The 21909-nt window shown below is 63.5% G+C and carries 21 protein-coding genes; 12 read left to right on the top strand and 9 right to left on the bottom strand.

Features of this window, described 5'->3' with window-relative positions:
* The 4 genes from J2X76_RS17215 to J2X76_RS17200 all read right to left on the bottom strand — a co-directional run bounded on the left by J2X76_RS17215 (nt 1) and on the right by J2X76_RS17200 (nt 4665).
* Nucleotides 1-1086 (bottom strand): ROK family protein, encoded by a 1086-nt coding sequence (locus tag J2X76_RS17215; RefSeq protein ID WP_310218407.1) that lies wholly within the window; start codon nt 1084-1086, stop codon nt 1-3.
* A complete protein-coding gene (locus J2X76_RS17210) occupies nt 1083-1949 on the bottom strand; it encodes an ABC transporter permease (RefSeq protein ID WP_113284732.1) in 867 nt (288 codons plus the stop codon). Before J2X76_RS17210 ends, J2X76_RS17215 begins: the two co-directional genes overlap by 4 nt.
* Nucleotides 1949-2869 carry an ABC transporter permease gene (locus tag J2X76_RS17205; protein ID WP_310218404.1) on the bottom strand — a complete coding sequence of 307 codons (921 nt, stop codon included), beginning with the start codon at nt 2867-2869 and terminating at the stop codon, nt 1949-1951. Before J2X76_RS17205 ends, J2X76_RS17210 begins: the two co-directional genes overlap by 1 nt.
* 257 nt (nt 2870-3126) lie before the next feature.
* Nucleotides 3127-4665: an ABC transporter substrate-binding protein gene (locus J2X76_RS17200; RefSeq protein ID WP_310218402.1), complete on the bottom strand. Its 1539-nt coding sequence runs from the start codon at nt 4663-4665 to the stop codon at nt 3127-3129.
* A gap of 135 nt (nt 4666-4800) precedes the next feature.
* Between J2X76_RS17200 and J2X76_RS17195 the strand changes: the two genes are divergently transcribed.
* Entirely contained in the window at nt 4801-5943 is a 1143-nt protein-coding gene (locus J2X76_RS17195; RefSeq protein WP_310218400.1) for an ROK family transcriptional regulator, read from the top strand.
* Between the two features lie 25 nt (nt 5944-5968).
* Nucleotides 5969-7417, top strand: a complete 1449-nt coding sequence (locus J2X76_RS17190) for a M81 family metallopeptidase (RefSeq protein WP_310218881.1) — start codon at nt 5969-5971, stop codon at nt 7415-7417.
* Nucleotides 7418-7426: 9 nt separating this feature from the next.
* On the opposite strand, the gene J2X76_RS17185 is transcribed toward J2X76_RS17190, so the two are convergent.
* Nucleotides 7427-8275 (bottom strand): hypothetical protein, encoded by an 849-nt coding sequence (locus J2X76_RS17185; protein WP_310218398.1) that lies wholly within the window; start codon nt 8273-8275, stop codon nt 7427-7429.
* A 135-nt stretch (nt 8276-8410) separates the two neighbouring features.
* Nucleotides 8411-9085: a GntR family transcriptional regulator gene (locus J2X76_RS17180; RefSeq protein WP_310218396.1), complete on the bottom strand. Its 675-nt coding sequence runs from the start codon at nt 9083-9085 to the stop codon at nt 8411-8413.
* 342 nt (nt 9086-9427) lie between these two features.
* On the opposite strand from J2X76_RS17180, the gene J2X76_RS17175 reads away from it, so the two are divergent.
* The 9 genes from J2X76_RS17175 to atzF are packed head-to-tail and all read left to right on the top strand — an operon-like array spanning nt 9428 to nt 18802.
* Nucleotides 9428-10555, top strand: coding sequence for a BMP family ABC transporter substrate-binding protein (locus J2X76_RS17175; protein ID WP_310218394.1), 1128 nt, complete (start codon nt 9428-9430; stop codon nt 10553-10555).
* A gap of 24 nt (nt 10556-10579) precedes the next feature.
* Nucleotides 10580-11707, top strand: coding sequence for an ABC transporter permease (locus J2X76_RS17170; RefSeq protein WP_310218392.1), 1128 nt, complete (start codon nt 10580-10582; stop codon nt 11705-11707).
* A gap of 3 nt (nt 11708-11710) precedes the next feature.
* Nucleotides 11711-12637 carry an ABC transporter permease gene (locus J2X76_RS17165; RefSeq protein ID WP_310218390.1) on the top strand — a complete coding sequence of 309 codons (927 nt, stop codon included), beginning with the start codon at nt 11711-11713 and terminating at the stop codon, nt 12635-12637.
* A gap of 12 nt (nt 12638-12649) precedes the next feature.
* A complete protein-coding gene (locus J2X76_RS17160) occupies nt 12650-13666 on the top strand; it encodes a formamidase (protein ID WP_310218388.1) in 1017 nt (338 codons plus the stop codon).
* An 11-nt stretch (nt 13667-13677) separates the two neighbouring features.
* On the top strand, nt 13678-14379 hold the full coding sequence (locus J2X76_RS17155) for an isochorismatase family cysteine hydrolase (RefSeq protein ID WP_310218385.1): 702 nt from the start codon (nt 13678-13680) through the stop codon (nt 14377-14379).
* Nucleotides 14376-15926, top strand: a complete 1551-nt coding sequence (locus J2X76_RS17150; RefSeq protein ID WP_310218383.1) for an ABC transporter ATP-binding protein — start codon at nt 14376-14378, stop codon at nt 15924-15926. The genes J2X76_RS17155 and J2X76_RS17150 overlap by 4 nt, the downstream gene beginning before the upstream one ends.
* The gene (locus J2X76_RS17145) at nt 15926-16621 is read left to right on the top strand and encodes a cysteine hydrolase (protein WP_310218381.1); all 696 of its coding nucleotides are present in this window, start codon (nt 15926-15928) and stop codon (nt 16619-16621) included. Before J2X76_RS17150 ends, J2X76_RS17145 begins: the two co-directional genes overlap by 1 nt.
* Nucleotides 16614-16967: a cupin domain-containing protein gene (locus J2X76_RS17140; protein WP_310218378.1), complete on the top strand. Its 354-nt coding sequence runs from the start codon at nt 16614-16616 to the stop codon at nt 16965-16967. The genes J2X76_RS17145 and J2X76_RS17140 overlap by 8 nt, the downstream gene beginning before the upstream one ends.
* Nucleotides 16964-18802, top strand: coding sequence for an allophanate hydrolase (gene atzF, locus J2X76_RS17135; RefSeq protein WP_310218376.1), 1839 nt, complete (start codon nt 16964-16966; stop codon nt 18800-18802). The genes J2X76_RS17140 and atzF overlap by 4 nt, the downstream gene beginning before the upstream one ends.
* 14 nt (nt 18803-18816) lie before the next feature.
* On the opposite strand, the gene J2X76_RS17130 is transcribed toward atzF, so the two are convergent.
* Together J2X76_RS17130 and J2X76_RS17125 are read right to left on the bottom strand one after the other, a co-directional pair.
* On the bottom strand, nt 18817-19752 hold the full coding sequence (locus tag J2X76_RS17130; protein WP_310218373.1) for a GlxA family transcriptional regulator: 936 nt from the start codon (nt 19750-19752) through the stop codon (nt 18817-18819).
* Between the two features lie 50 nt (nt 19753-19802).
* A complete protein-coding gene (locus J2X76_RS17125; protein ID WP_113127123.1) occupies nt 19803-20612 on the bottom strand; it encodes an SDR family oxidoreductase in 810 nt (269 codons plus the stop codon).
* Nucleotides 20613-20791: 179 nt separating this feature from the next.
* Here J2X76_RS17125 and J2X76_RS17120 point away from each other — a divergent pair, with 179 nt between their 5' ends.
* Nucleotides 20792-20977 carry a hypothetical protein gene (locus J2X76_RS17120; protein WP_113127124.1) on the top strand — a complete coding sequence of 62 codons (186 nt, stop codon included), beginning with the start codon at nt 20792-20794 and terminating at the stop codon, nt 20975-20977.
* 18 nt (nt 20978-20995) lie between these two features.
* Here the strand turns inward: J2X76_RS17120 and J2X76_RS17115 are convergent, their stop codons facing one another.
* The gene (locus J2X76_RS17115) at nt 20996-21907 is read right to left on the bottom strand and encodes a LysR family transcriptional regulator (protein ID WP_113127125.1); all 912 of its coding nucleotides are present in this window, start codon (nt 21905-21907) and stop codon (nt 20996-20998) included.
* Nucleotides 21908-21909 lie beyond the last annotated feature (2 nt).

Below are 21909 nucleotides of genomic sequence, written 5' to 3'. Positions count from 1 at the left end.
TCAGTCTCCTTGGTGGCCGCCACTCTCGTGGCCGCGGACGCCACTCTCACGGCCATGGACGGCATTTTCGCGACCATAGACGGCGCTTTCGCGGCCATGACCGCGGCTTTGATGCCCGAGCACCGCGGCGCCAACCAGCCCACCGTCCTCCTGCCGCAGCGCCGGTGTCACCAGCGGGTGATCGAAGCGGTTGAGGATACGCTTGCGCACCGCCCGGTCCAGCGCGTCGATCAGCGGCGTCACCGAGGCGAGCCCGCCTCCGACCGGCACGATCGACGCGCCGGTAACGTTCACCGACAGCGCCAGCGGGTCTGCGATCAGCTCGAGATAGACGGCGACGGTCCTGGACGCCTTCGCTTCGCCCGCCTGCCAGTCCTCGATGATCCGGTAGCTCGTCTCCTCGCAGGCATGCAGGAAATGATGCAGTCGCTCGATGCCGCGCGCTCCGCCGATCGTGTCGACGCAGCCGGATTGGCCGCAACCGCAGGAAAAACGCGGAACATGGATCGTACCGCCGTCGAGTTCGACACTCGTATTGAGGATCGGGCCATGGCCCCATTCGCCGGTGACGCCGCCCGCACCGCGCACCAGCCGCCCGTCGATCGCCAGCCCTCCGCCGATGCCGGTCCCCATGATGGCGCAGAACACCACCGAATGACCGCGTCCGGCACCCTCGTTGGCTTCCGCGAGCGTCAGGCAATCGGCATCGTTGGCGGCAAGCACGGGCCGTCCGAGAATGACGGACAGTTCGTCGCCGATCCGCCGTCCGGTAATGCAGGGAATATTGGCCGAAGTCGCAATGCCGTTTCCGGGATCGATGAGGCCGGCGATCGACAGCGCCAGCGGCGAAGCCGGATTGCCCGACTGCGCGTTGCGCGCGATCAGCGCCGAAAGCGAGGCTGCCAGATCGTCCCAGTTCGCGGCAGGCGTCGCCACCTTTTCGAGTGCCACCAGCACGCCCGGCGCAGGAGAGACCGCAAATTTCATGAACGATCCGCCGATATCGACGCAGAAGACCGGCCTTGCCGGCCCGGCGCTGCCGGTTGCCGGCTGGCCTCTCGTATGGGGGTTGGTGACGGTGCTCATTTGCGCGGATCCAGAAGGTCGCGAAGACCGTCGCCGAGGATGTTGAAGCCGAGCACGGTGATCATGATCGCGAGGCCTGGAAACAGCGACATCCAGATGTTGAGGCCGAGATAGTTGCGGCCGTCGCTCATCATCGCACCCCATTCCGGCAGCGGCGGCTGGGCGCCGAGGCCGAGGAACGAGAGGCTGGCTGCCGACAGGATGACGGTGCCGGCGGTCAGCGTCGACTGCACGATGATCGGCCCGATCGCATTGCGCAGGATGTAGTGGCTCATGATACGGCGGCGCGAGATGCCGAGCGAGACGGCGGCTTCGACATAATCCATGCGCTTCAGGCCCAGCGTCAGGTTTCGGCTGAGCCGGGCGTAGACCGGCACGGAGAAAATGGCAATCGCGATCAAAAGGTTGATCAGGCTTGAGCCGAGCACGCTGACGATCAGGATGGCAAGCACGATGCCCGGGAAGGCAAACAGGATATCCATCGTCCACATGATCGCCTGGTCGACATACCGTCCGCTCATGCCGGAGAGAATGCCGAGCGGCACGCCGACGAGCACGGCGAGCCCCACGGCCAGAACCACTTCCAGCAACGAGATGCGCGCTCCGAAAATCACCCGGGCGAAGATGTCGCGACCGTTGTCATCGGTACCGAACGGATGCGCCAGCGACGGCGGCTCCATGGTGGCCAGCAGGTCCTGCATATACGGGTCGGCAGGCGCGATCAGCGGCGCGAAGATCGCCGCCAGCACGATCATGCCGATCAAAAACCCGCCGAGCGCAATGCTGCGGTGGTTCGCCATCCAGCGCAACCCGCGAACCAGGACAGACCGGCGCGGCGCGATATCGGTGTCAGCGGACGCCATCAGTCGAACCTTATCTTCGGGTTGAGGACGGCGATCAAAAGCTCGGCAAGGAAATTCATCATCACCACGCCGGTGACCGCGACCAGCGTCACGCCCTGGATGACCGGATAATCGCGATAACGCACCGCATCGACGAGGAACCGTCCGATACCCGGCCAGTTGAACACGGACTCGGTGACGACCGCGCCACCGATCAGGCTGCCGAAATTCAGGCCGACAATGGTGATGATCGGCAGGAGCGCGTTGCGCAGCGCATGGCTCCAGTAGATCCTGCTGGGCGCCACGCCCTTGGCATAGGCCGTGCGGATATAGTCCTGGCTCATCACCTCGATCATGCTGGAGCGCGTCATGCGGGCAATAACGGCTGTCGGCAGCACCGCAAGCGTGATCGACGGCAGGATGAAGCTTTTCCACGAACTGGCGCCGAGCAGCGGCAGCCAGCCGAGCTGGACGGAAAACGTGTTCATCGCCATCAGCGCCAGCCAGAAATTGGCGATCGAGGCGCCGGCAATGGCAAGAATCATCACGAACTGGTCCGGCCAGCCATGGCGGTAGATCGCCGCGATCATGCCGGCCGGCACGCCGATGCCGATGGCGATCAGATAGGCGGTGATCGCCAGCCCGATGGTGAACGGCAGGCGTTCTGCGATCTCGGCGACGACCGGGAGCTTCGACTTGATCGAGGTGCCGAGATCGCCCCTCACCGCTCCATAGGCAAACGACGCATATTGCGCCGGCAGGCTGCGGTCGAGGCCGAGCCGCACGGTCATGTTGTCGACTGCTTCCTGCGTCGCCTCAGGCCCCGCCATCAACCGTGCCGGATCGCCCGGCAGCGCGCGGATCGCCACGAAGACCAGCAGCGACACACCGATGAGGATCAGCGGCAGGGTCAGCAATTTCTTGAGTATATAGGCTTTCATGCGCCTTCTACGTTTTTATCCTGGGCCGTATCACACCGAGAAAACCTTGCGGTCTGTCGAACAGCCCCTCGACATACCCGACGTCATCCTCGGCCTTGTGCCGAGGGTCCAACCACGTCCACGACATGAACGTTGCAGATACTCGGAACATCCTCGGGTTAAACCCGAGGATGAGCATGACGAAAGCAAGAGCACACGGCCTTTCGAACAGGCCCCTCCCTCCTTGCCGGGAAAAGAGGGACCATCGGCAACTTACATTACTGCTTCTTGGCATCCCTGACGACGATCAGGCCACCGGGGATCACCCAGGCGCCCTTGACGCTGGCGCGGGTCGCGAAAAGGTCCTGCTTGGTATAGAGCAGGACGTGCGGAGCCTGGTCATTCACCAGTTTCTGGGCATCGACATAGATCGCGTTGCGCGCCTTCTCGTCGAGCGTCGAAGCGGCCTTGTCGATCAGCTCGTCGAGCTTGGCGTCGGCGAAGAAGCCGAGGTTCGCGCCGGCCGGCGAAGCGCTCTTCGAGTAGTAGAGCGGACGGAACTGCAGGTCGGCGCCGTTGACGCCGGACGACCACGAGGCGATGGACGAACCGATATTGTCCTTTTCCTTGCCGGCCGGATCCTGGAACGCCGCCTTCGACCAGACACCGCCTTCCATCTTGCGCACTTCGAGCTTGACGCCGGCCTTGGCCCACATCGCCTGCAGCAGTTCGCCGATGCGCGCCTCCTGCTCCTGCACGATGGTCGACATCGCGAAACCGTCCGGATAACCGGCCTCCTTGAGGAGCTGCTTGGCCTTCTCGACATCATAGGTATAGGGCGACAGCGACTTGTCGTAACCCGGGGTGACCGGCGCAAGCGGCGAGTTGGCCGGCGTCGCGAAACCGTTCATGAACGCCTTGACGATGCCGTCGCGGTCGGTCGCGTAGTTCAACGCCTGGCGGACGCGAACGTCGTCGAGCGGCTTCAGCTTGGTGTTGAGCGAAACCCAGAAGACGGCCGAACCGTCAGTCGTCGAAAGCTTCATCTCCGGGTTCGCCTTCACCTGCGTGGCGAAAGCGGCCGGGAAAGGATTGATGACGTCGGCATCGCCCGTCTGCAGCGCCATGTTCATCACCGAAGGCTCTGCCGTCCAGGTCCATTTGATCTGGTCTTCGCCCTTCAGCGCCCCGCCCCACCATTCGCTGTTCTTGGTCTGGATCACGTATTCGCCGGACTTGTATTCCGCGAGCTTGTAGGGACCGGTACCGACCGCCTTGGAACCGATCGTGCCCGCGGCGTCAGCGGTCGGGCTGACCATCAGGCAGGGACCGGTCGTCAGAAGCGCCAGAAACGCCGGATATTGCGTTTTCAGCTTGAACTGCACGGTCATCGGATCGACCGCCGTGACGCCTTCAAGGAAGGTGCGCAGGCGGCCGCTGGCAGCGAGGCCGCGCTTGGTGTCGAGGTGACGGGTGAAATTCTTGACCACCGCATCCGCGTCAAAAGCCGTGCCGTCATGGAACTTGACGCCCTGGCGCAGTTTGAAAGTCCAGACGAGGCCGGAAGCGTCCGCCGACCATTCGGTGGCAAGCGCCGGCTTCAGCGACAGATCGGGATCGCGCTTGAGAAGCCCCTCATACATCGGATCGAGCAGGGCAGCGGTGTAGGTCGCGGTCTGGTCGCCGGGATCCATGGAGCGCGGCGCCTCGGTCTGCATCACATTGAGCGTCGCGGCGTGGGCGGCGATCGGAAACACGAGACTGCCGGCCACCGCGCAGGCCAGCGCAAAATGACGACTTTTCAAGAACATGGTCATGATTGTTCACCCTTGGTTTTGTTGACATGAGGGCGGTTATCGCCGCCTTAGATCATTTTTATAATTTATTGGCGTTGATTTGTTCATTTTCTGAACTTAGTGTCAAGCCACATTCACCAACAGAAAACAGTCGCCGTGAACGCTCTGCTCACCTCCTCCCAGCGCCAGCTCGTGCGCGTCATCAGCGAGTCCGGCCCGCTCAGCCGCACCGAGATGGCGAACCTGCTGGGCCTCAGCAAGGCAGCGATGAGCGGCATCGCCCGCGAGCTGATCGACCTCGGCGTGCTGCACGAAACCGAGACCGTCTATGGCCAAGGCCGCCCGTCCGTCCGCCTCGACCTGCATCCGGAATGCGCCTTCTTCGTCGGCATCTCGCTGCTCGAGGATCCGGCGCCGATGATCCTCAGCGACCTCAATGGCAAGATCATCGCCCGCCAGGCTATGCCGCTGTCGCGCGATCCCCAGGTCATCGCCCAGGCAATCACCGAGGGCCTGCCGAGACTGCTCGAAGCCCATCCGCAGGCAAAGGAAAAGCTTTCCGGCATCGGCGTCGCCCTCTCCGGCTTCGTCGACGAGACCCAGTCGAACTGCGTGCAATCGACCCTGCTCGGCTGGCAGGACGTGCCTCTGGCAAAAATCATCCGCGAACGCTCAGGCATCGAGACCTTCATCGAGAACGATGCCAAGGCGGTTGCCGTCAGCGAGAAGCTGTTCGGCAGCGCCCGCGAGATCCAGAGTTTCAGCGTCGTCTCTTTGGGCGACGGCATCGGCTGCGCGCATTTCATCGACGGCAAGCTCTATCGCGGCAATCACGGCGGCGCCGGCGAAATCGCCCATTGCACCATCGAACCCGGTGGCTCCCCCTGCCGCTGCGGCAAGCGCGGCTGCCTCGACACCGTCTCATCGATGAAGGCGATCAAGGAAGTTTCGCGCGCCGAGGGCCTCGAATGCACGTCGCTCTCCGAGATCGAACACGAGGCCTCGACCGGCAATGCCGCCGCGATCCGCATCCTGCACCGGGCCGGCTCCGCGCTCGGCCTTGCCATCGCCAACCTGATCCAGATGAACGACCCCGGCATGATCCTGATCACCCATGTCGAGGGCTCCTTCGACGGCCTGTTCGGCACGGTGGTCAACCAGGCGATCGAAACCAACGTCCTGCCGCGTTACGCCGGCCAGACGCCGATCCGCGTCAAGCGCGTCGATGGCGATGTCTGGGCCCGCGGCGCGGCCAGCATCGCCGCCCATAATTTTTTGATCGGTCCCAACTCCAACTGAGGTTTTTCCCCAAATGTCCAGGTCCTTGCGTATCGCTGTCGGCGGCATCCATATCGAATGCAGCACCTACAATCCGGTCCTCAACGAGGAGAAGGATTTCCGCATCGTGCGCGGCGAGGAACTGACGGCGGCGCCCTATTTCGCCTTTCTCAAGGACTATGACGCCGAATTCCTGCCCACCATCCACTGCCGCGCCATTGCCGGCGGGCCGGTCTCCCGCTCCACGTACGAACGTTTCAAGGCCGAGTTCCTCGACCGCCTGAAGCCGCTTCTGCCGCTTGACGGTCTCTACCTCGCCATGCACGGGGCCATGTATGTCCAGGGCATGGAGGATGCCGAGGGCGACTGGATCACCGCCGCCCGCGATTTCGTCGGCCCCGACTGCACGATCTCGGCCAGCTACGACTTGCACGGCAATGTCAGCCAGCGGATCGTCGACGCGCTCGACATGTATTCGACCTACCGCACCGCGCCGCATATCGACGTCGAGGAGACCATGCGCCGCTCGGTCAAAATGCTGGTCGAAAGCCTGAAGACCGGCGTCCGGCCGGTGCTGCTCTGGGCGCCGATCCCGGTCGTGCTGCCCGGCGAACGCACCTCGACGGTCGATGAGCCGGCCAAGAGCCTGTACGAGATGATGCCGGAAATCGACGCGATCGACGGCGTCTGGGATGCCTCGCTGATGGTCGGCTACGTCTGGGCAGACGAACCCCGCGGCACCGCCGCCGCGATCATGACCGGCACCGACCGGGCCGTTCTGGAGCGCGAGGCAAAACGCGTCGCCAGGGCCTATTGGGATGCGCGCGAAAAATTCGTGTTCGGATGCGAGACCGGCTCGATCCAGGAATGCGTCGACAAGGCGATCGCCTCGAAGACGGCACCGGTCGTGCTCGCCGAATCCGGCGACAACCCGACCGGCGGCGGCGTCGGCGACCGCGCCGAAGTGCTGGCCGAGTTAATGGCCAGGAATGCCACCGGTGTCGTCTTCGCCGGCATCGCCGACAAGGCAGCGACCGAGGCCTGCTACGCCGCCGGCGTCGGCGCCGAACTCGACCTTTCGATCGGCGCTTCGCTGGACACGATCGGCAGCAAGCCGGTTCAGGCCAGGGTGAGGGTCCAGTTCCTCCACGAGACAACCGACTTGGCCGACCGACAGGCGGTGGTCGCCATCGGCGGCATCGAACTCGTCCTTTCCGCCAAGCGGCGCCCCTACCACTACATCGCCGATTTCACCCGCCTCGGCCTTGACCCCAACGGTGCGAAGATCATCGTGGTAAAATCCGGCTATCTCTCCCCCGAACTGGCACCGATCGCCAACCCCAACCTGATGGCGCTGTCACCGGGCGTCGTCGACCAGTTCGTCGAACGCCTGGAACGCCACCGCAAGCTGAAGGCAACCTACCCCTTCGACAAGGATTTCAGCTACGAGCCGCAGGTGTTTTATTCGGCAAGGTCGCCGGGCGCTAAGTCCTGAAAACCTTGGCTAGTTCAGCGATGAAAAATAGTCGCAGGCGAAAGCAGATCTTCCTGCCACGGGTGTGATCGTCGCCTTGATGCTCTTGAAGACCGACAGCGCGGTTTGAGCCATTGCCACGGTCTTCATCTCAGGTTTGGTCAATTGAAGCTCGACCAGACCTGCAAGGGTATTGCCGCATTCCCACGAACCGATCTTAAGCTCCGTAAGCGATGCGTCGATCATCACGGACAGAGGAGCCATGGCATAGTCTGCCCGTCCGGTTTTCTGGCGCTTGAACCCTGCCCTCAGAGCCAGTTTGTAACTTTCCCGGGCTTCCTGTATGGCGCTGGCGCCATCTCGCCCGGTCGTCGCGTTGGCGATGCCGGTATAGGCTTCGAGTGGCTCGATCTTCTCGCGATTGGCAGCAATAATTGCCGATTTGTTGAATCGCAGAGCATCATCATATCTCTGGACCTGATAGGCGAGGCCTGCCAGCGCTAGGTTTTCGAAATAACTCGACCTGGCAAATATCTCATCCGGATATTTGCTGATCTTGTCGAGATGATAGCTGATCTGCACGATGGCGATTGAGTTCAGCATGAACCGGGCCTGATCGTTCAGGTTCGCTCCCTGGGACAGGGCGAATTCCTTGTAGACGGAAGCCATCTGCACGATGGCTTCCTTGACGCCCTCTTCCATCTTGACCTGGCTGCTGAAATAGGCTTCCCAAATTTCACTTGGGAACGTCCAGGCAACACCGATCACGAGACCGAGCACGCCGCAGACGTTTGCAGTGCCGTTCCAAAGGGAAGCCAGCGTCTTCCCGTTCGGTTTATCCGGGATCTCCGCAGCCGGACTGCTATCGACATCACTCATACCCCCACCCCCGCCTATTTTCCCACCGGCCGATCAACCCGTCTCCATTTGGCTCGGAGTCCTGCGAAAATACAACCCTATATAGACATAGAGGGTCGCACAACCGTGTCGACGCTGAAACAAGAGGGCGTGTCCCTATTCCCCCGCCGTCGCAAACACGGCGCTGGCATCGCTGACGATTTCCACATGGGAATAAGCCGCCTGCCCCGCCGCAGCGGCATCGGCGCGCATGATCGCCGCAACGATCCGGTCATGCTCCTCATAGGATTTCGCCAGCCGGCCCGGCAGACGGAACTGCGCCCGTCGGAAGGGGGCGAGCCGTGCCCGCGTCTGGGTCACCATCTCGAAGACATGGTCGTTATGGGCGCCGCGATAGAGCCTGGTGTGGAATTCGGTATTGTGCGCCGCATAGTCCTCTTCGGCGCCGGCATGGACGAGCCGCATCGAGCCGCGATGGTCGAGTTCCAGCGCCCGCCGCTCGTCCACCGTCATACGCTCCGCCGACAGCCGCGCGCAGATGCCTTCGAGTTCGGCCATAGCCTCGAACATCGAGTGGAGGTGAGTTTCGGTGACGTTGGTGACAACGGCGCTGCGGTTCGGCTCGCGCCCCACAAGCCCCATTGCCCCCAGCTCACGAAGCGCCTCGCGCACCGGCGTACGGGATACCTCGAAACGCGAGGCGAGCGATATCTCGTCGAGCTTCTCGCCCGGCAGAAGGGCACCAGTGACGATCATGTCGGCGATCGCCCGCACCATCTGCTCGACGGTGGTTCCGGTACGGATGACTTCTCTGCGCTTGACCTGCTTCACGGGAACGATTCTACTGAACTCCTAAAACTTGCATACAGATGCCGCTCCCAACTCCATAAGTCAAATGACGAGGGCAAACCATTGGTAATTTTCGGCTTTCGGAGGCCGGAAAACGGCACCGGCAATTGCCGTATTGCCCGCCCTGCCCGTTTGCTGAACAAATAATATCTACTGACTATTTCTTAATCGAATCCGCGATGAATCTGTATGCACTTTTCATCCTGCCGTTTCCGGTCACAAAAATTCAAATGCAATAACAACAGCTTGATGTCTGGCACGCACATTGCATGCACTTTTACTGTACCCGTTCGAAACCGGCCCAGCGCCGCAAGGAGCATCCCGATGACCAAACTCCTTTCCATGAACCGCCGCAATTTTCTCCAGGCCTCCGCCGCCGGCCTCGCCGCCGGTGTCGCGCCCGGCCTGATCGGCTCGCCGGCCTTGGCCCAGACGGCGCTTACCGTCGGCTTCATCTATGTCGGCCCCAAGGACGACTATGGTTACAACCAGGCGCATGCCGAGGGTGCCGCCGTCATCAAGAAGATGCCGGGCATCACGCTGGTCGAGGAGGAAAACGTTCCGGAAACGGTCGACGTCCAGAAGACCATGGCATCGATGATCAACCTCGATGGTGCCACCCTGCTTTTCCCGACCTCGTTCGGTTATTTCGACCCTCATATGCTGGCCATGGCCGCGAAATATCCGAAGATCCAGTTCCGCCATTGCGGCGGTCTGTGGACCGACGGCAAAAATCCGGCCAATACCGGCTCCTATTTCGGTTATATCTTCCAGGGCCAGTACCTGAACGGCGTCACGGCCGGTTATGCCTCGAAGAGCAAGAAGATCGGCTTCGTCGCCGCCAAGCCCATCCCGCAGGTGCTGCAGAACATCAATGCCTTCCTGCTCGGCGCCCGCTCGGTCGATCCGACCATCACCTGCCAGGTGATCTTCACCGGCGAATGGTCGCTCGCCGTCAAGGAGGCGGAGGCCACCAACGCGCTGGTCGACCAGGGCGCCGACGTCATCACCTGCCATGTGGACAGCCCGAAAGTGGTCGCGGAGACCGCCGCCGGCCGCGGCGCCTTCGTCTGCGGTTACCACGCCAACCAGAGCGCGCTCGCCAAGGACAAGTACCTGACCGGCGCCGAATGGGCCTGGGGCAATGTCTATACCAACTTCATCAAGGCGGCCCAGAGCGGCGGCAAGCTCGGCAATTTCGTCCGCGGCGGCCTGAAGGACGGTTTCGTCAAGATGAGCCCGCTCGGACCGGCCGTCTCCGCCGAAGGCCGCAAGAAGTTCGAAGCGACGCTCGCCGAGATCATGTCCGGCAAGTTCTCGGTCTTCAAGGGCCCGATCAAGGACAACAAGGGCAATGTCGTCATCACCGCCGACAAGGCCTATGCGGAAGACGCGATCGATCTCGAGAGCATGGCCTACCTGGTCGAGGGCGTCGTCGGCTCGACGTCCTGAACCTTGAAGCGAAGGAGAAGCGCCATGACGGTCGAAGCGAACGATCCGGGACTATCGGTAGCGGCGGGAAGCGGAGCTTCGCTCCGCCCCCTTCTCGAATGGCTGGCGCGACGGGCCGAGCCCGTGGCAATCGGGCTCGTGGCCATCCTGATCGGCCTGGCGCTTTTCTCCCTGTTCATCCTGGCGATCGGCAAGTCGCCGATCACCCTCTTCCAGCTCATGTACACGGGCGGTTTCGGAAGCTGGTTCTCGATACAGAACAGCCTGTCCCGCGCCGCCCCGCTGCTGCTGACGGCACTCTGCGTGGCGCTGCCGGCACGGCTCGGCCTCGTCATCATCGGCGCCGAGGGCGCGGTCGTCCTCGGCGGCGTCGCGGCGGCGGCCAGCGCCATGCCCTTCGTCGGCATCGTGCCGCCGGTCATGCTCTTCCTGTTCATGGGTTTCGCCGCCGCGGTCGTCGGCGGCATCTGGATCGGTTTTGCCGGCTTCCTGCGCCATTATCGCGGCGTCAACGAGACGATCTCCTCGCTGCTGTTGGCCTATATCGCCATTGCCCTGATGAACCAGTTCGTCGAAGGGCTGCTGCGTGATCCCGCCAGCCTCAACAAGCCCTCCACCAAACCGCTGCCGAAGGAATACATGCTCGGCCAGATCCCCGGCATGGACGTCCATTGGGGCCTCGTCATCGGCGTCGTCGCCTGCATCCTCTCCTGGGTGCTGATCGAGATCACCAGCTTCGGCTTTGCCGCCCGCATTGCCGGCGGCAATGTCCGCGCCGCCCAGATTCAAGGCCTGCCGGTCGGCAGGCTGATCGTCGGCTTCACCGCGATTGCCGGCGGTTTTGCCGGCCTGGCCGGCATGATCGAGGTCGCGGCGGTGCAGGGCAGCGCCAATGCCTCGCTTGCCGCCGGCTACGGTTATACCGGTATCCTCGTCGCCTTCCTGGCGCGGCACAATCCGCTGGCGATCATTCCCGTCGCCATCCTGCTCGGCGGCATCTCCGCCTCGGGCGGCCTGATCCAGCGGCGCATGGGCCTGCCCGATGCCACCGTCCTGGTGCTGCAGGGCACGCTCTTCATCGTCATCCTGTTCTGCGAGACCTTTTACGGCCGCTTCAAGATCTTCAATCCCGACCTCTGGAAAAGGAGCTGACCGATGGAAGACACAGGTATCGGCCTCTGGGGCGTGCCTCTGGCGATTTTCGCGGGCGCCATCCGCGTCTCCACGCCCTTCATCTTCGTCTCGCTCGGCGAGACGATCACCGAACGCTCCGGCCGCATCAATCTCGGGCTGGAAGGCACGCTCGTGTTCGGCGCCATGACGGCTTACGCGGTCGCGGTCATGACCGGCTCGCCGACCTTGGGCGTGCTCGCGGCGATGGCAACCGGCGCGATGTTCGGCACCATCCATGGCTGGATCTGCAAATGGCCCAAGGTCAACGACATCGCCATCGGCATCGCCATGATGCAGTTCGGCCTGGGCCTTGCCTTTTTCCTCGGAAAATCCTTCATCCAGCCGGTGGCGCCGAAACTGCCTTCCATTCCGCTCGGCTCCTGGTCGGCCGTGCCGCAGGTCCAGGCGGCACTCAACATCAATGTCCTGTTCTTCATCGGTGCCGCCCTCGCCCTGTTCCTCTGGTGGGCGTTCAAAAACACCCGCATCGGCCTCATCCTGCGCGTCGTCGGCGACAGCACCGATGCGGCCCGCGCCATGGGCATCAGCCCCGACCGCATCCGGCTGCTGGCGACCGCCGCCGGCGGCTCACTGGCCGCGATCGGCGGCGCCTACCTGTCGCTCTATTACCCCGGCTCCTGGAATGAGGGCATTTCCTCGGGCCAGGGCCTGATGGCGGTGGCGCTGGTCATCTTCGCCCGCTGGAACCCGATCGGCTGTTTCCTCGCCGCGCTGCTGTTCGGCGGCGCCGGCGCGCTCGGCCCCGCCCTGCAATCGGTCGGTGTCACGCAAGGCTATTACCTGTTCTACGCGGCACCTTACGTGCTCACCCTGATCATCCTGATTGCCACCTCCTCGCCCACCCGCGCGCTTGCCGGCGCGCCGGGCGCGCTGTCGCTGACGAAATAAGGGGAAAACAGAATGAACGGATTGGGCGGCCTCAACAAATCGGAGCACGGCGTCGGTATCGGCCTCGTGCAGCTCCAGCTTCCGGTGACCGTCACCCGGGCGGACCTCGCCCGGCAGACACAGGTCATCGTCGATCTCGTCGCCAAGGCCCGGCGCAACCAGCCGGGCATGGATCTCGTGGTCTTTCCCGAATACGCCCTGCACGGGCTTTCGATGGATATCAATCCGGAGATCATGTGCACGCTGGACGGCCCGGAAGTCGCGGCCTTCCGCAAGGCCTGCAAGGACAACGCGATCTGGGGCTGCTTCTCGCTCATGGAGCTCAATCCCGGCGGCATGCCCTATAATTCCGGCATCGTCATCGACGATAGCGGCGATCTGAAACTCTATTACCGCAAGATGCACCCCTGGGTACCGGTCGAACCCTGGGAGCCGGGCGATTTCGGCATCCCGGTCATCGACGGGCCGAAGGGCGCCAAACTGGCGCTGATCATCTGCCATGACGGCATGTTCCCGGAAATGGCCCGCGAATGCGCCTACAAGGGCGCCGAGATCATGATCCGCACCGCTGGATACACCGCGCCGATCCGCGAAAGCTGGAAATTCACCAACCAGTCGAACGCCTTCTGCAACCTGATGGTGACGGCAAGCGTGTGCATGTGCGGCTCGGACGGCACGTTCGATTCCATGGGCGAAGGCATGGTCTGCAATTTCGACGGTTCGATCATCGCCCACGGCACGTCCGGCCGCGTCAACGAGATCATCACCGCCGAAGTGCGCCCCGACCTGGTGCGCGAGGCAAGGCTCGGCTGGGGCGTCGAGAACAATATCTACCAGTTCGGCCATCGCGGTTACGTCGCCGTATCGGGCGGCGCGGGCGATGCGCCCTATACCTACATGCACGACCTGATTGCCGGGAAATACAGGCTGCCCTGGGAGGACGCGGTGAAGGTCACCGACGGCACCTCCTGCGGCTTCGACAAACCCGTGCGGTCTTATGGCGAGACTTTCAAGCTGGCTGGCGAATAGGAGAGACAATGATGGACGCGATGGTTGAAACCAAAGGGCATTATATCGACGCCGATCCCTATGCCTGGCCCTATAACGGCGATCTCAGACCCGAAAACACCGCCCTGATCATCATCGACATGCAGACCGATTTCTGCGGCAAGGGCGGTTATGTCGATCATATGGGTTACGACCTGTCGCTGGTGCAGGCCCCGATCGAGCCGATCAAGACGGTGCTCGCCGCCATGCGTGCGCGAGGCTACCACATCATCCACACCCGCGAGGGCCATCGCCCGGATCTTGCCGATCTGCCCGCCAACAAGCGCTGGCGCTCGCAGCGCATCGGCGCCGGCATCGGTGATCCCGGCCCCTGCGGCCGCATCCTGACGAGGGGCGAGCCCGGCTGGGACATCATCCCGGAACTCTATCCGATCGAGGGCGAGGTGATCATCGACAAGCCCGGCAAGGGCTCGTTCTGCGCCACCGACCTCGAACTCATCCTCAACCAGAAGCGCATCGAAAACATCATCCTGACTGGCATCACCACCGATGTCTGCGTCTCGACCACCATGCGCGAGGCGAACGACCGCGGCTTTGAGTGCCTGATGCTCGAGGACTGCTGCGGCGCCACCGACTACGGCAATCACCTCGCCGCCATCAAGATGGTCAAGATGCAGGGCGGCGTCTTCGGCTCAGTTTCCAATTCCTCGACCCTGGTGAGCCAACTGCCATGAGCGTTATCCGCGACACTCCGCTCCCCCAGTCCGGCAAGGCGGTCGGCATCGAGACCCTCGGCATGACGATGCGTTTCGGCTCCTTCACCGCGCTCGACAATGTCTCGATCTCGGTGCCCGCCGGTTCGTTCCACGCGCTGCTCGGCGAAAACGGCGCCGGCAAGTCGACGCTGGTCAAATGCATCATGGGCTTCTACCACGCGACCTCGGGTTCGCTTTCGGTCGATGGCCGCGAAGTCTCGGTCGCCTCGCCCAAGGATGCGGCGACCTACGGGCTCGGCATGGTCTACCAGCACTTCACCCTGGTTCCCTCGCTGACCGGCGCCGAAAACCTGGTCATCAGCCGCACCGCCGTGCCCTCGGTGATCAACTGGGCGAAGGAGCGCAAGGCTCTTGCCGCCTTCATGGAACGCATGCCGTTCAAGATCCCGCTCGAACGGCCGGTCAGCGAACTGGCGGCCGGCGAAAAACAGAAGCTGGAAATCGTCAAGCAGCTCTATCTTGGCCGTTCCTTCCTGGTGCTCGACGAACCGACCTCGGTGCTGACGCCTGCCGAAGCAGACGAAATGCTCGGTATCGTGCGCGGCATGACCGAGCGCGGCGAACTGACCGTGCTGATGATCAGCCACAAGTTCCACGAGGTGACCAAGTTCGCCGATGCCTGCTCGATCCTGCGGCGCGGCAAGCTGGTCGGCACCGGCAAGGTCAGCGAACTTTCCACCGCCGAGATGGCGGCGATGATGATCGGCGACGTCAAGCTCGCCGAACTCGACAGCCGCCTGCCGGTGGCGGAGGAAGCAAAATCGGTGCTGAAGGTCGAGCAGGTCAAGGCGCCGGACCGCTCGGGCCTCAAGACGATCGAGATCGACAGCCTGACGGTCCGTTCCGGGGAGATCGTCGGCATTGCCGGCATTTCCGGTAACGGCCAGAAGGAACTGACCGAAATCCTCGCCGGCCAGCGTCCGACCGACCGGGGCACGGTAACCGTTAACGGCGAGACCTATGGCGCGACGAGGCCGGAGACCCGCAGGAACAACGTCCGCTTCATTCCCGAAGAACCGCTGCAGAACGCCTGTGCGCCAAAGATGACGGTCAGCGAAAACCTCGCTTTCCGCACCTTCGACTTGAAGAGCGACGGCAAGGATGCGGTCTGGCTGAACAAGGGCGAGATGAAGAAACGGGCCTCCTCGCTGATCTCGGATTTCAAGGTCAAGACCGCCTCCTCCTCGTCTCCGATCGCAGCCCTGTCCGGCGGCAACGTCCAGCGCGCGGTGCTCGCCCGGGAACTCACCGGCGAGGTGGACCTGCTGATCGTCTCCAACCCCTGTTTCGGGCTGGATTTTTCCGCTGTGGCGGAAATCCGCGCCCGCATCATGCGCGCCCGCAACTCCGGCACCGCCGTGCTGCTGCTCTCGGAAGACCTCGACGAACTGCTGGAAATGTCGGACCGCATCATGGTGATCTCGGAGGGCAAGCTGGTCTATGAGACCCCGATCCGCGCCGCCGATATCGGCGTCATCGGCGCGCATATGGCGGGGCATCACTGATGGCCGGAGGGGTAATCGAGATCAAGGCGCAACCCTTCGCCTTCCCGGCGAAACCGGAGGCTCTGGCGCTGATCGTCATCGACATGCAGCGCGATTTCGCCGAGCCGGGCGGTTTCGGAGCGAGCCTCGGCAACGACGTCGGCCGGATCACCAAAATCGTGCCGGATGTGAAACGCCTGATCCAGGGATTTCGCGATGCCGGCCTGCCCGTCATCCACACGATGGAATGCCACAAGCCGGACCTTTCTGACCTGCCGCCCGCCAAGCGCGACCGCGGCAACCCGACACTCCGGATCGGCGATGTCGGCCCCATGGGCCGCGTGCTGATTTCCGGAGAACCGGGCACGGCGATCATTTCCGAACTCGCGCCGATCGACGGCGAGGTGGTGATCGAAAAGCCCGGCAAGGGCGCCTTCTACGCCACCGAGCTTGGCGAGGTGCTGAAGGCGAAAGGCATCAGGCAGCTCGTCTTCGCGGGCGTGACGACGGAAGTCTGCGTGCAGACGACCATGCGCGAGGCGAATGACCGCGGTTACGAATGCCTGCTCGCCGAAGAGGCGACCGAAAGCTATTTTCCCGAGTTCAAGGCCGCCGCCATCGCCATGATCCGCGCCCAGGGTGCCATCGTCGGCTGGACTGCGCATGTGGACGACATTCTGGAGAGGATCGTGCCCAAGGGGATGACGGATGCCTGAATCGACCCGCGAACTCCTGACGCTAGGCGGCTGGAAAGACTTGGAATTCGAGCCTTTTCGCAAGGAGGTGACAATCCACTGGATCAGACCCTTCGAAGGCGACCAGCCCGGCGTGGCGCTCCTCAAATACGAGGCCGGCGCCGGCGTGCCGCGCCATCGCCACGAGGGGCTCGAAACCATCCTCGTGCTCGAGGGCGTGCAGTCCGACGAGGCTGGCGATTACGGCCGCGGCAGCTATATCGTCAATGCGCCGGGCACCGAACACTCCGTCTGGAGCGATACCGGCTGCGTCGTGCTGATCCAGTGGGACCGGCCGGTGACAATATTGGAAGAGGAAATGGCATGAGCCTGCCGGAAAAGACACCTGCCTTCGATATCGCTTCGCTTCATGCGTTCTACCGGGACGGCGGCAGCGTGGCGGAAATCGTCGAAGCGGTTTTCGCGCGCATCGCCGAGGTGAATGATCCAGGCATCTTCATCCATCTGGCCGACAGGTCCGCGGTGCTGGCCGAAGCCGCCGAACTCGGGGCGTTCGATCCGGCACGGCCGCTGTTCGGCATTCCCTTCGCCGTCAAGGACAATATCGATGTCGCCGGTTTGCCGACCACTGCTGCCTGCCCGGATTATGTCTATGTGCCCGGGAAGGATGCGACCGTCGTCCAGCTGCTCAAGGCGGCCGGCGCCCTCGTCATCGGCAAGACCAATCTCGACCAGTTCGCGACCGGCCTTGTCGGGGTCCGCTCGCCCTATCCGATCCCGAGGAATGCCATCGACGCGACGCTCGTACCCGGCGGCTCCTCTTCCGGTTCGGCGGTCGCAACGGCGCAAGGCATCGTCAGTTTTGCTCTAGGCACCGATACCGCCGGCTCCGGCCGCATCCCGGCCGGTCTCAACAATATCGTCGGGCTGAAGCCGAGCGTCGGGGCGCTCTCGACCACCGGCGTCATTCCCGCCTGCCGCACGCTTGACTGCGTCTCGATTTTCGCGCTGACGGCGGACGACGCCTGGAAAGTCTTCTCCGTCGCCGCTCGATACGACGAAACGGATGCCTATTCGAAGGCCGTTCCGGTTAGCGGCTTCGGCTCGGCGCCTCCGGTGCTGACCATCGGCGTGCCGGCCAAAACGGACTTGCAGTTCTTCGGCGACACCGTCATGGAAGCAGCCTATGGCGACGCCCTGTCGATGCTCGCAAGGCTCGGACATCGCATCGTCGAAGTGCCCTTCGGCGAGTTCTACAAGGTCGCCAACCTTCTTTATGAAGGCGCCTGGGTGGCCGAACGTTATGCGGCGGTAAAACCCTTCTTCGACGCCAGGGAAGAAAGTTTTCACCCGGTCACGCGAAAAATCTACGGCGGCGCCAAATCGCTCTCCGCAGCCGATGCCTTCAAGGGCTTTTATGCGCTGCAGGCGCTCAGGAAAGCGCTGGCGCCGCTGATCGCCTCGGTGGACCTCTTCTGCGTGCCGACCGCGCCGACCCACTATAGCCGAGCGGATCTCGCGGCGGAGCCGATCCGGGAAAACTCCCGGCTCGGCACCTATACGAACTTCGTCAACCTGCTCGACATGTGCGGCATCGCCGTGCCGACCGGCACCCGTGCCGACGGTCTGCCGGCCAGCGTCACGCTGCTCGCCCCCTTCGGCAGCGACGGCCTCACCGCGTCACTGGCCCGTGACCTTCACCAGGCAAGCGGCCTCACGCTCGGCGCCACCGGCTGGCCGCTGCCCGCGCCGGCCGAAATTCCCGCGGCCGTCGCCGGCGATGACCTGATCGACGTCGTCGTGGTCGGCGCCCACCTTTCCGGCATGCCGCTCAACCACCAGCTCACCGATCTTGGCGGCACCTTTTCCCGCACCGCCCGGACATCCGCCGCCTACAAGCTCTACGCGCTGGCCGGCACGGTGCCGCCGAAACCCGGCATGATACGCGTCGCCGAGGGCGAAGGGGGCGAGATCGAGGTCGAGGTCTGGAAGCTCACGCCTGCGGCCTTCGGCCTGTTCGTCGCGGCAATCCCGCCGCCGCTTGGCATCGGCACCGTCACGCTGTCGGACGGCACGTCGGCCAAGGGGTTTCTGGCCGAACCGTTCGCGCTTCAGGGCGCACTCGACATCACGACCTATGGCGGCTGGCGCGCCTATATCAAGGAATTGTCGTCGCTCCAGCGGGTCGGAAAGGCCGGCTGACCGGTATCCGCCGGTCAGGCTGCCCTCGAATTGCGGCGGATGACCTGCGGCGGCTGGCCGAGTATGCGCAGGAAAGCCCGGCGCATGCGCTCGCGGTCGGCAAAGCCGGTTTCGTCGGCGATCACGTCCATGGAATGGCGGCCCTGCTCCATCAGCAGGCGCGCCGCCTCGACGCGGATGTTCTCGACCGCCTTTGCCGGGGACTGACCGGTCTCGGCCCGGAAGGCGCGGCTGAACTGGCGCGGGCTCAAGCCTGCGACATCCGCCAGTTCCTCCACCGACAAGGCATTCTTGAGGTGGCCATTGGCATAGATCAGCGTCTTCTGGATGCGGTCGGATTTAGGCTCGAGTTCGAGCAGGCTCGAAAACTGGGACTGGCCGCCGCTGCGGCGATGGTGGACGACGAGCTTGCGGGCGGCGGAGCGGGCGACCTCCGGCCCGTGATCCTTCTCGACCATGGCCAGCGCGAGATCGATGCCGGCCGTCATGCCGGCGGACGTCCAGACCGTCCCGTCGATGATGAAGATGCGGTCCTCTTCGACGCAGACGGCCGGGTATCTTGACTGGAGCTCGCGAGCGAAGGCCCAGTGCGTGGTGGCGCGGCGGCCGGACAATATGCCGGCCTCCGCCAGCGCGAAGGCACCGATACAGGGAGCGGCAAGCCGGCGCACGGTTGTCGCCGACCTCCGCACGAAATCGAGGAGGCCCGGCGAGAACGACGGCACCTGCATGCCGGCGCCGATCATCACCGTGTCGAATTCCGTCGCATCGAAGCGCTGCGTATCGACGGCAAAACCCGCGGAGGAACGGACAAGCCCACCCTCCTCCGACAGCATGGTGATCGAATAGGCATCATCGTCCAGCATCGTGTTTGCCACTTCGAACACCGTGATCGCGGCAAATCCCATGACCTGGAAATCCGGGAAAATGACGAAACCGATACGATGCATGGCAGACCTCACTCATGTCAGTGCAGAATGGCCGATTTCCGGGCCGGGATCTACGCCGCTTTCGATACGACCTTGTAGCGGTCGGCAGGAAGGGTGCGCGAAAGGTTCGGCAGCATCTTCTGGCGAGCCGCCTCATAGGCCTGCCAGTCGGCGAGATCCGGAAGCGCGGGAATGGTCACCAGTTCGCCCTGATCAAGACCGGCAAGCGCCGCATCGACCATATCCTCGGCGGACATGACGATCTCGGCCGGCAGGTGTTCCAGCGGCGTGCCCGCGACACCCCAGAAGTCGGTGGCGGTCGCTCCCGGCAGCACGGCCTGAACCGTCACGCCCTTTTCCGAGAGTTCGTGATGCAGCGACTGGCTGAAGGCGAGCACGAAGGCCTTGCTGCCGCCATAGACGCCGTTCAGCACTTCCGGGCCGATCGCCACGATCGAGGAAATGTTGATGATCGTGCCGCGGCCGCGGGCGACGAAGCCGGGGGCGGCAGCATAGGTGAGCCGCATCAGCGCATTGACATTGAGGGCCAGCATCTCCTCCATCTTGCCGATATCCGACGACAGCAGCGGCGCGGTGGCTCCGAGGCCGGCATTGTTGACCAGCACCCCGATGCTCTGATCGTTGCGCAGCACCTCTTCGATCCGGGCGAGATCGGCCTTGTCGGAAAGGTCGGCCGGGATGACTTCGACGGAACGGCCGGTCTCATCACTGATGCGGCGGGCGAGCGTATCAAGCTTGTCGCGACTGCGGGCGACGAGGATCAGGTCGTGACCGCGGCGGGCGAGACGCTGCGCATAGATGGCCCCGATGCCGGACGATGCGCCGGTAATGAGGGCAGCGCCCTTCGAAAGAGTGGACATTGTGGTTCTCCTGGGCGCCCCATGCGCCTGAGGAAGAACTACATTCAGAACGCCTTGGCTCAAATGTCATATAAGCCACCTTTTAGGACACGCGCATTTCTAAAAGCTGCGAATGCTGGGAACACCTTCCGGTGCCGGCCGTTCAGATGGCGCGCCGGTCGGGCGCTGGAGGAGAAATCATGGGTATCGAACAGGCACCAACCGAAAAGGGCAAGGAATCCGCGCGCGGTCTGAAACAGAGCACCCGCAAGGAAGAGAAGAAGGTCGAGGCCAGGAAGGGTTCGGATCTCGCCAAGGGCGCCGACCGTTTCGAGGAAAGGTCGAAAAGCTCCGACGGCAAGAGCGCCGGCGCCAAGCAGAAGTAGAGCGCGGATCGCCCTGCCCTACATCGTCCAGGTCTCGCTGACGCGACGGATGCATTGCAGAAGATTGACCGTCGGCGGCGTCATCAGGCCCTTCTTGCGGCGGTAGACGCGAAAGGTGCGCTGCCAGTCGAGTTCGGGCACGTTCACGCGTGCCATGTTCCCCCGTTCGACCTCTTCGCGGACGAGCGGTAGCGGCATCCAGCAGCAAAGCGCCTCCGAAAGCACCGCGGCCTTCAGGACCGGCACCGAACGGGAGACGATCGACGGCGCGTCCGGCTCCAGCGCGTTGTCGTGGAAGCGCCGCTGCCATTCCCGCACCGTCGGCGTTCCCGGAGGCGGCAGGGCCCAGCCGAAACGAGCCGCCTCGGCAAGCGTTACATGCTCCCGCAGGACGACCGGATGATCGGACCGTGCAAAGACGGACACCGTGTCGTGCATGAAATCAGGCGTCGCGATGATGATGTCGTCGTCGAGATAGGGCTCCGGCGAGATGGCGATGTCGATCGTGCCACCCTTTAGCCCTTCCAGCACCCGATCCTCGAGATCCTCGATCACCTGGTATTGCACTTCCGGGTGCTGTTCGCGCATCTCGCGGATGACGGCGATGATGAAGCCGCTGACGACGCTCGCCACCCCGCCGATCCTGACCACCCCGCGGCTGGCGCCCCGCATCTGCTGTATGACATCAGTCGCATTGCCGATCTCGGAAACGACCAGTTTGGCATAGGGAAGCAGCGCATCGCCGAACACAGTCGGCACCACGCCGCGGGTGGTGCGTTCGAACAGGGGAACGCCATAGCTGTCTTCCAGCCGCTTCAGCATGCGGGTAATCGCCGGCTGCGTCATGTTGAGCGCCGTCGCGGCCGCGCCGAGGCTTCCGCGCCGCGCGCATTCCAAAACGATTTGAGCCGATCGCACATCCAAAGTCATGC

The sequence above is a fragment of the Neorhizobium sp. 2083 genome (genome assembly GCF_031455615.1).
Classification (GTDB): Bacteria; Pseudomonadota; Alphaproteobacteria; order Rhizobiales; family Rhizobiaceae; genus Neorhizobium.
This window is presented reverse-complemented; position numbering and strand designations above follow the sequence as displayed.

Coding starts and splice junctions, on each gene's coding strand:
- J2X76_RS17130 (WP_310218373.1), bottom strand. CDS start 19,752: ATGCATCGTATCGGTTTCGTCATTTTCCCGGATTTCCAGGTCATGGGA.
- J2X76_RS17185 (WP_310218398.1), bottom strand. CDS start 8,275: ATGAGTGATGTCGATAGCAGTCCGGCTGCGGAGATCCCGGATAAACCG.
- J2X76_RS17200 (WP_310218402.1), bottom strand. CDS start 4,665: ATGACCATGTTCTTGAAAAGTCGTCATTTTGCGCTGGCCTGCGCGGTG.
- J2X76_RS17170 (WP_310218392.1), top strand. CDS start 10,580: ATGACGGTCGAAGCGAACGATCCGGGACTATCGGTAGCGGCGGGAAGC.
- J2X76_RS17150 (WP_310218383.1), top strand. CDS start 14,376: ATGAGCGTTATCCGCGACACTCCGCTCCCCCAGTCCGGCAAGGCGGTC.
- J2X76_RS17125 (WP_113127123.1), bottom strand. CDS start 20,612: ATGTCCACTCTTTCGAAGGGCGCTGCCCTCATTACCGGCGCATCGTCC.
- J2X76_RS17205 (WP_310218404.1), bottom strand. CDS start 2,869: ATGAAAGCCTATATACTCAAGAAATTGCTGACCCTGCCGCTGATCCTC.
- atzF (WP_310218376.1), top strand. CDS start 16,964: ATGAGCCTGCCGGAAAAGACACCTGCCTTCGATATCGCTTCGCTTCAT.
- J2X76_RS17215 (WP_310218407.1), bottom strand. CDS start 1,086: ATGAGCACCGTCACCAACCCCCATACGAGAGGCCAGCCGGCAACCGGC.
- J2X76_RS17210 (WP_113284732.1), bottom strand. CDS start 1,949: ATGGCGTCCGCTGACACCGATATCGCGCCGCGCCGGTCTGTCCTGGTT.
- J2X76_RS17145 (WP_310218381.1), top strand. CDS start 15,926: ATGGCCGGAGGGGTAATCGAGATCAAGGCGCAACCCTTCGCCTTCCCG.
- J2X76_RS17165 (WP_310218390.1), top strand. CDS start 11,711: ATGGAAGACACAGGTATCGGCCTCTGGGGCGTGCCTCTGGCGATTTTC.
- J2X76_RS17120 (WP_113127124.1), top strand. CDS start 20,792: ATGGGTATCGAACAGGCACCAACCGAAAAGGGCAAGGAATCCGCGCGC.
- J2X76_RS17175 (WP_310218394.1), top strand. CDS start 9,428: ATGACCAAACTCCTTTCCATGAACCGCCGCAATTTTCTCCAGGCCTCC.
- J2X76_RS17140 (WP_310218378.1), top strand. CDS start 16,614: ATGCCTGAATCGACCCGCGAACTCCTGACGCTAGGCGGCTGGAAAGAC.
- J2X76_RS17155 (WP_310218385.1), top strand. CDS start 13,678: ATGGACGCGATGGTTGAAACCAAAGGGCATTATATCGACGCCGATCCC.
- J2X76_RS17115 (WP_113127125.1), bottom strand. CDS start 21,907: ATGACTTTGGATGTGCGATCGGCTCAAATCGTTTTGGAATGCGCGCGG.
- J2X76_RS17160 (WP_310218388.1), top strand. CDS start 12,650: ATGAACGGATTGGGCGGCCTCAACAAATCGGAGCACGGCGTCGGTATC.